Source organism: Ginsengibacter sp. (genome assembly GCF_057362405.1).
On the sequence record NZ_JBMQQG010000003.1, the window covers coordinates 1 to 8,179 of the forward strand.

At 38.6% G+C, this 8,179-nt stretch carries 8 protein-coding genes; 6 read left to right on the top strand and 2 right to left on the bottom strand.

Going from position 1 to position 8,179, the window contains the following annotated elements:
* Positions 1–291: 291 nt before the first annotated feature.
* Positions 292–912, bottom strand: coding sequence for a peroxiredoxin (locus tag ACO1O5_RS00130; protein WP_486267232.1), 621 nt, complete (start codon positions 910–912; stop codon positions 292–294).
* Positions 913–978: 66 nt separating this feature from the next.
* Here ACO1O5_RS00130 and ACO1O5_RS00135 point away from each other — a divergent pair, with 66 nt between their 5' ends.
* Positions 979–1,221, top strand: coding sequence for a hypothetical protein (locus tag ACO1O5_RS00135; protein ID WP_486267234.1), 243 nt, complete (start codon positions 979–981; stop codon positions 1,219–1,221).
* A 157-nt stretch (positions 1,222–1,378) separates the two neighbouring features.
* On the opposite strand, the gene ACO1O5_RS00140 is transcribed toward ACO1O5_RS00135, so the two are convergent.
* Positions 1,379–1,726 (bottom strand): DUF6799 domain-containing protein, encoded by a 348-nt coding sequence (locus ACO1O5_RS00140; RefSeq protein ID WP_486267236.1) that lies wholly within the window; start codon positions 1,724–1,726, stop codon positions 1,379–1,381.
* A 217-nt stretch (positions 1,727–1,943) separates the two neighbouring features.
* On the opposite strand from ACO1O5_RS00140, the gene ACO1O5_RS00145 reads away from it, so the two are divergent.
* The 5 genes from ACO1O5_RS00145 to ACO1O5_RS00165 form a co-directional block, all read left to right on the top strand.
* Positions 1,944–2,624 (top strand): TMEM175 family protein, encoded by a 681-nt coding sequence (locus ACO1O5_RS00145; RefSeq protein ID WP_486267238.1) that lies wholly within the window; start codon positions 1,944–1,946, stop codon positions 2,622–2,624.
* Between the two features lie 335 nt (positions 2,625–2,959).
* On the top strand, positions 2,960–3,499 hold the full coding sequence (locus ACO1O5_RS00150; protein WP_486267239.1) for a DUF2911 domain-containing protein: 540 nt from the start codon (positions 2,960–2,962) through the stop codon (positions 3,497–3,499).
* Between the two features lie 192 nt (positions 3,500–3,691).
* Entirely contained in the window at positions 3,692–7,207 is a 3,516-nt protein-coding gene (locus tag ACO1O5_RS00155; protein WP_486267241.1) for a PAS domain-containing protein, read from the top strand.
* Between the two features lie 102 nt (positions 7,208–7,309).
* Positions 7,310–7,804, top strand: a complete 495-nt coding sequence (locus tag ACO1O5_RS00160) for a GNAT family N-acetyltransferase (protein WP_486267243.1) — start codon at positions 7,310–7,312, stop codon at positions 7,802–7,804.
* A gap of 133 nt (positions 7,805–7,937) precedes the next feature.
* Positions 7,938–8,179: hypothetical protein (locus tag ACO1O5_RS00165; protein ID WP_486267245.1), on the top strand; the 242-nt coding region annotated here is incomplete at its 3' end.

Sequence of the window (8,179 nt, forward strand, 5' to 3'; positions counted from 1 at the left end):
ACGCAAAATAATTATGAGGCTCGAAGATGAGTTTCATAATTATGTTGAAAGTGAAAAAATGCTTGAAATAGATTTTGCCGGCAATAATGTTGTGAAAGCAGGCGATCAATTTGCAATTGGAGGAATAGAATAAGTATGGTTGCTAAATACGGATGTTTTTTGGCATTTCTAAAACTGCTTTGAAGGCCATTTTTTAAAACGTTTCAATAATCAGGGAATGGGCAACTAACGGTTATGAACACACTAAGTATAGCGGGGGCATCAATTCTAAACAAATGGCCTCTCCTGAAACTACAGCGTCGTTACTATTGCTAATGATTTTTTTACGTGTTCATCAGGCGATATATGATCTGTTGCTGATGAAAAGACGGCTACAATTTCGTCATTTTTATTAATAACGAATGTTGTGCGTGGAATGAATCCGTGGGTAACCTGCTGGCCTGTTACATCTTTAACACCTGCTTGCGGAGGCACCATCCCCAGGCCATAGGTAGCTGCGATTTTACCCCCGGCGTCTGAAGCAACCGGGAATTTTCCTGCACAGTAATCCGGGTTAGATGAAAACGAATTCAATCGCTGAATATCATCGGCTGATACACCAATAATGGTGGCTCCTGCGGCCGTAAATTTATCCTTTAATTCGGCAAAAGTATGTGCTTCCAGATCACAGCCGCCTGTGTACGCAGCGGGATAGAAATATAATACTACCGGTCCCTTCGCAAGGGCTTTCTTTAAGGAAAAACTAAATTCATTGCCCGCCAGACTGGCCTTGGTGGTGAACATGGGTGCTTTGGAACCCTTTTGCAATACCTTCATTTGGGCAAAGCTATACTGGTTAATGAACAGCAAAAGCCCGAAAATTAAAAGGATGGGGAGATAATTTTTTTTTGACATAGCGAATTGTTCCTGCATACGATTATGAATTATAAATCAATCACAAACTTACAACGAATTGGCAGATAATTGGATGTAGATAAAATGAATTTTTCGTATAGTAAAAAACTGGATTATTTTCATAATATCGATCGTTATGTTTCTTTGGAAAAAGCGCTCTCAATTCACGGTAATACAAGGGTACAAAATGCAGATGGAACTGGTCCCCGGTTTAGTCTTTCCGGATGTGGCTTTACACACCCGTGGGTCGCAAACTTCGGCAACACATTCTCTGGGTTAATTATTTGTTCATTGCCTTATGGTTTCACAATTTTATTAGTCAAATAAAACACTCAGTCAAAGGCGGGGTGTTTGTTATTCCCTGCATTCTATGACCGTAATTTTAAAGATCCCCGGAAAATGGTTTATTAAATACTGCTGATAATTATCATCCCGGATGTGCTAATCTGGTTTAATGTGAAAAGGGTGATGTAGTTTCATCTTATTAGTTCACCAGTGAATCGCTTTTAATTTTATTCATTTTCATTTTACTCATTTTCCCATTCATGTAAATACAGTCGTCGTCTTTCATCATCATCGTTTTTCCACCCTTCATTTTTACAGTGCCATCCTTCATAACAGTGGTGCCGTTTCCCAGGGCCATGTCCTTGTCCATATCTTTGGTTTGTCCATTTTTCATTACCATCATTTTACCGTCTTTCATCATTACACAATCTCCCTTAATCATTTCTCTCTTTTTCATTTTATGCATCTTACTCATAGTTGAGTCTGTCTGCCCAAAAGTGCCTGTAGTTAATACGGTAATAAAGAGAACTGCAAATATCTTTTTCATAATAATGGATTTTTATTTTAAGTTGGTTATGCTATTTCAAAAATGGTAATTAAGATTCTTCAACGAGCTATATATCAAAACTGGTACCAGATCTAGATTAGACGCGGCAAAAGAAGAAATATCTTTATTTTCCGCTATTGGCAGGACCTGGCAATAAAGACTAACAAGGAGTATATTTGATAGAGCATCTTTACAAGTTTCAACAACCACGTTACACATGAGCAATAGTAAAAAGCCTGCGGAAGGCGGTTTAAAGGAAACAGCACGATTAGAAACATTTAGTGATGGGGTTTTTGCAATCGCTATTACACTCTTGGTTTTGGATTTGATTCAAATCCTTCATCCGCAAAATGGCAAAGGTTTGCTTAAATCGTACATCCACAATTGGGAACCATTTCTTGCCTTTCTAATTGGCTTTTTAACGATCCTTGTCTGCTGGATAAACCATCACCATGTATTTACCTATATTAAGAAAACCGATAGCAGATTGCCCTGGGTGAATGGCTTCGTTTTGTTAATGATAACATTTACTCCATTTCCAACAGCAATCCTTGCCGAATACCTGGAAACTGATGGCAAGCTGGCATTAGCTATTTTTGGTTTTAACTACTTTATGATTGCGGTTGCGTCATATTGGTTATGCGCTTATACGTACAATAAATTCCTGATTTTTGAAGATAGCAGGGAGCTTTTTCATTGTATTAAACTAACATACGGATACAGTATCGTCTTTACGCTTTTTGCATTTTTTGTTTGCTTTATTTACATTCCTGCAGCAATTGGGCTTTACATGTTATTGTTTGGCGTGTTCGCTTTTCCAAAAGAATTCGCAATCAGGCTTTTAAAAAGAAGGCAGCGGAGGTTAAGAAATATTAATAAAGCCAGAAGGCCTGGTTGAGTTGACGACGGGAAAGATGATTTTCAAAGATGGTTAACGCATACTGCATTTTAAATTGATAATGGCTACATTATTTTAACCGTGGAAATATTGTTCTTAATTATGAACCCAAACTAACGACGAATGCCAGACGAGAATTAATTTTTTGGCTGAGCGAAAATTGTATGAAAGGTTAGTGTTAAATAGTTTCCCCTTTTTACCGGTTGTCCGATAAATAATTTTGAAAATAAAAGGAATATTCCACCCATAAAATAATTCCTTCTCACTGCTCCGGGAAATCAGTACATTTAGTCTCTCAAAAAATATCTATTTAAACAATTAAACCTTTTACAACAATGAAAAAGATGATAATTTCAAAAGCGTTTATCCTGGCTTTTGTCGGCATGTTTATTACTTCTCTTGTTTGGGCGCAGGAAGATAAATCAAAAAGACCAAGCCCGCCGGCCACTGCAACCGGAAAAATTGGGGATGCTACCATTACCATTGACTACAGCAGCCCCGCAGTTAAGGGAAGAAAAATTTGGGGAGGCCTTGTTCCTTATGATAAAGTTTGGAGAGCAGGTGCTAACGAGGCTACCATATTCGAAACCAGCAAAGACATTATGGTAGAAGGAAAATCGCTCAAGGCAGGAAAATATAGCTTGTATGCTATCCCCGGGGAAAAAGAATGGGTGATTATTTTTAATTCCAAGACAGGACAGTGGGGAGTAAAAAACGATGAGAGCACTACTGAAGAACCTGCAAATGACGTGTTAAGGGTAACGGTAAAACCTCAAAAATCAGCCACCATGAATGAGCGCATGAAATTTGTAATAGATAGTAAAGGGTTCGCGCTGGAATGGGAGCACCTGAAGGTACCTGTTTCAATAAAATAATTTTTTCGGTTTTAATCTTATTGCCTTCTTTTGTTACTTACAAGGGAAGGCAATTTTATTAGAGTTAGTACGGGAAAGTGTAATTATCATTATAATATTAACGCATCAATTAAAAATAAGATGGAATATTAGTAATTGGTAATTTGTATTTAAATTTAAAACTTCTTTGATGCGTGCTTATTAAAATTTTATTTGACAGCTTCTATGCAGTATTTTGATGCCAAAACTCATCAATCAGAAACACTTCAATTCCTTTCCGGCGGCGGAGAAATGGGTGCATTGATTCGTGCGAAAGACTGGAGCAAAACCCTAGTGGGAGAGCCGTCCACGTGGCCCCAAAGTTTGCGTACCACTTTAAGCATCATTCTTAATTCAAAGTTCCCCATGTTTTTATTTTGGGGGCCGGATTTGATTTGCTTTTACAATGATGCATACCGTCCCAGCCTGGGTAAAGATGGCAAACACCCCGATATTCTTGGCAGCCGCGGCCAAGATTATTGGAAAGAAATATGGAAGGATATTAGACCTATTATTGACCGGGTTTTGTCGGGTGGTGAAGCCAACTGGAACGAGGATATGTTGCTGCCCATTTATCGCAATGGTAAAATAGAAGATGTGTATTGGACATTTAGCTATAGCCCGGTAAATGATGAATCGGGGACACCTGCCGGTGTTTTTGTAACCTGTACAGAAACAACAGAAAAAGTCTTAAATTTTAACGAACTAACGGAGAGCAGAAACCAACTGCAATTCGCAATTGATGCTGCAGATTTAGCCGCATGGACTATTGATCCTGCTACAAATCGCTTTACCGGGAATAACCGGTTGAAAGAGTGGCATGGTTTGCAACCCGGCGAAGAATTTAGTCTTCAAAGAGGATTTAGTGTTGTTAAGTATGAAGACCGGCAGCCATTAATAAATGCGATTGAAAAAGCATTAGACTTTTCTTCAGGCGGGTGCCTCGACCATGAGTATACTATTATACATCCTGTAACAAAGCTGATGCGAATTGTAAGAGCCAAAGGCAAAACAACTTTTACTCCTGGTAAAACTCCGCAGCGGCTGACCGGTATTTTAATTGATGTAACGGATAGTGCCATTGCAAAAAAGAAAGTAGAAGAAAGCGAGCAACGGTTCGAGGCTGCGATAGCTGCAGTTAATGGCATTTTGTGGACTAATAATGCTGCCGGTGAAATGGCAGGGGAGCAGCCCGGCTGGGCAGCCCTCACTGGTCAGACTTACGAAGAATACCAGGGTTATGGCTGGGCAAATGCCATTCATCCTGATGATATACAACCCACTATTGATGCATGGAATGAAGCATTGAAAAAGAAAGAAACATTTTTCTTTGAGCATCGTGTATTTATGAAGAACGGCCACTGGGGCCATTTCCGCATCCGGGCTATTCCAATATTGAACAGTGATGGATCTACAAGAGAATGGGTAGGCGTTCACACAGATATTACGGATAAACGAAGATATGAAATAGCACTGCAGCAAAGCGAAAGAAATCTCCGGTTAACTATATTGCAGGCATCGGTGGCTATTGCCATTTTAAGGGGCAATGATTATGTAGTGGAAATTGCCAACGACAAGGCTTTGGCTTTGTGGGGAAGAGAAAATGAAGAAGTGATCAATAAACCCATCCTGCAATCAATGCCCGAGTTAATACCGCAGGGCATAAAAGAATTATTGGATGATGCATACCATAACGGAATTACTTTTTCCGCAACAGAACTCCCTGTTAAAATATTACGAAAAGGAAAGCTTGAAACAGCCTATGTAAACTTCGTTTATGAACCCTTGTATGATGCCGAAGGAAAAATAAACGGTGTTATGACGGTGGGCACGGATGTAAGTGAACAGGTACTGGCCAGGCAAAGGGTTGAAGAAAGTGAAAGCAGGTTTCGCAGTATAGTAATGAACTCGCCGGTAGGCAAGGCAATCGTGAGAGGAAAAGATTATATTATAGAATTGGCGAACCCGGTGATGATTGAAAATATCTGGCGAAAGAAAGGTGACGAAGTAATTGGTAAGAAATTGCTGGAAGTTTTTCCTGAACTGAAACAGCAAAAGTATATTAAGCTGCTGGATGAAGTATCTGAATCCGGCGAAACGTATAAGGAAATTGAATCAGTTGCGTATATACATGGCAGTGATGGCCTGAAGAAATTCTATCTTGATTTTCAATATACACCTTTGATGGAGGCTGATGGCAATATGCCGGCCATTATGATATCATTTATTGATGTAACTGAAAAAGTTGAAGCAAGGCAAAAAATAGAAGACAGTGAGGAAAGGCTGAATATTGTTATCGATGCCGGCGAATTGGGATTATGGGAATTAAATTTTAAAACCGACGAGGCCAAGTTTTCAAAAAGATTTTATGAAATATTTGGTTATAGGCAGGAAGATAACCTACTCCATTCAGAAATACTTAAACACATACATCCGGATGATTTGCAGGTAAGGAATAATGCGATTGAACAAGGCTTACATACCGGCAATGTACATTATGAAATTAGAATCGTCTGGAATGATGGTTCTGTCCATTGGATAGAGGCGAAGGGAAAAGTTTTTTATGATGAAGGAAATGAGCCATCTAAATTATTGGGAACTGTAAGGGATATAACTGACGAAAAAAATTACCAGCAAATTTTATTGTTACGTGAAGAAAAATTCAGGTTGCTTGCCGACTCAATGCCGCAGTTTATATGGACAGGCGATGCAGAAGGAAATCTAAATTATTTTAACCAGTCCGTATACGATTATTCAGGGCTTACTATGCAGGATATGGCCGGCGGAGGTTGGATACAAATAGTGCACCCCGATGAAAGAACGGATAACATAAATGCATGGAAACATTCGGTTAATACAGGCAATAATTTCTTGTTTGAACATCGTTTCCGCAGACGCGATGGCGAATACCGCTGGCAGCTAAGCCGTGCCGTACCGCAGCGGGATGTAACGGGCAAAATTCAGATGTGGGTGGGTACCAGTACCGATATACAGGAAATGAAGGAACAGGATCAGCAAAAAGATTATTTTATAAGTCTGGCCAGCCACGAATTAAAAACTCCCATAACTTCTATTAAGGCGTATACGCAGATTTTACAAAGCACTTATGCCAGCAGCGAAGATTCTTTTCTTGTAAAATCACTCAGCATAATTGACAAACAAATTTTAAAACTGACCAACCTTATTTCAGACCTGCTGGATGTGTCGAAAATAAAATCGGGAAGCCTTACGCTGCATAAAGAAAATTTTGAAATAACAGAATTAATACAGGAAATTATTGACGAGATAAAACATATTAGCCCTGAGTACAATATTAATTTTTCAAAAATGGTGATGACAACCTTATATGCGGACAGGGAACGGATTGGCCAGGTAATCACCAACCTTCTTACGAACGCCGTAAAATATTCTCCGCATTCCGGCGTAATAGAAGTTGAATGTGTTGTTGAAAATAACAACCTAATTGTTTCAGTGGAAGATTTTGGAATTGGTATTGACAAGAACGACCAGCAAAAAATATTTGAACGCTTCTACCGGGTAGAAGGTAAAAGCGAAAAAACATTCCCTGGTTTTGGAATTGGTCTATTTATATCAACCGAAATTATTCGTCGTCATAATGGAAAGATAGGCGTGAATAGCGAACCGGGCAAGGGTTCTGTATTTTATTTTTCAATACCGTTAATTAGATAAACGAGCCTTCATGCGACTTTCAGGTGAGTTCTATCATTTGTTTTATTTCCTGATTTCTTCTTCGCTTGAGAGGCACGCCAACGATATTCTTAATACAGAAAAATGCAAAACGAAATTATAACGGAGAGGCTTAGCCTAAATCTTTTAACAATAGATGATTGTGATTTTGTAAAAAAACTTGTGAATACTAAAGGATGGATAGCATTTATTGGCGACAGGCATGTGCACACCAATGATGATGCAATTGCTTACGTTACCAAAATATTAAGCGCTGAAAATTTATTCTATTGGGTAGCGAGAACAAGAGATAATAATACGCCTGTTGGAATAATATCATTTATGAAACGTAACTATCTCGAAAATTTTGATATTGGCTTTGCCTTCCTTCCTGAATTTATTGGCATTGGTTACGCCTATGAAGCGGCAAAGGAAGTACTATCAATGGTGAGCAAGACTCCCGGCTATTATCCCGTGGTGGCAACAACAGTTCCTCAAAATACAAAGTCCATTAAACTACTTACCAAACTTGGATTACACTTCCAAAAGGAAATTGAAGTAGAAGATGAGATCCTTCATGTTTACAGTAATTCAAAATAGAGGGGGTCAATCATCAACTTTTATTTTTAATTTCACTATCACTTAATTTGGGCAGATGGAAATAAATTTCGCCACTTTCTCAATTGCGGTTGCAAGTAATAAACAAATTCGAACTTTTTAAAATAATCAACATATGGATGCAAAGATTGCCGAATATATAGCAAGTCAACCAAAGGAAAGACAAGACATTTTATCCGGTATCCATTCAGTAATTATTGAAGAAGACAAAACCGTTATTCCCGTAATAGAGCCAATGATGGGAAAGGAAATGATTATTTATAAAGCAAAAGGTTCAATGAAATATGCGCTGGCAGGAGTTAAAAATTATATGTCGTTACATGTTTTGCCGATATATGGCTCCAATACATTATACTC

Coding starts and splice junctions, on each gene's coding strand:
- ACO1O5_RS00130 (WP_486267232.1), bottom strand. CDS start 912: ATGCAGGAACAATTCGCTATGTCAAAAAAAAATTATCTCCCCATCCTT.
- ACO1O5_RS00135 (WP_486267234.1), top strand. CDS start 979: ATGAATTTTTCGTATAGTAAAAAACTGGATTATTTTCATAATATCGAT.
- ACO1O5_RS00140 (WP_486267236.1), bottom strand. CDS start 1,726: ATGAAAAAGATATTTGCAGTTCTCTTTATTACCGTATTAACTACAGGC.
- ACO1O5_RS00145 (WP_486267238.1), top strand. CDS start 1,944: ATGAGCAATAGTAAAAAGCCTGCGGAAGGCGGTTTAAAGGAAACAGCA.
- ACO1O5_RS00150 (WP_486267239.1), top strand. CDS start 2,960: ATGAAAAAGATGATAATTTCAAAAGCGTTTATCCTGGCTTTTGTCGGC.
- ACO1O5_RS00160 (WP_486267243.1), top strand. CDS start 7,310: ATGCAAAACGAAATTATAACGGAGAGGCTTAGCCTAAATCTTTTAACA.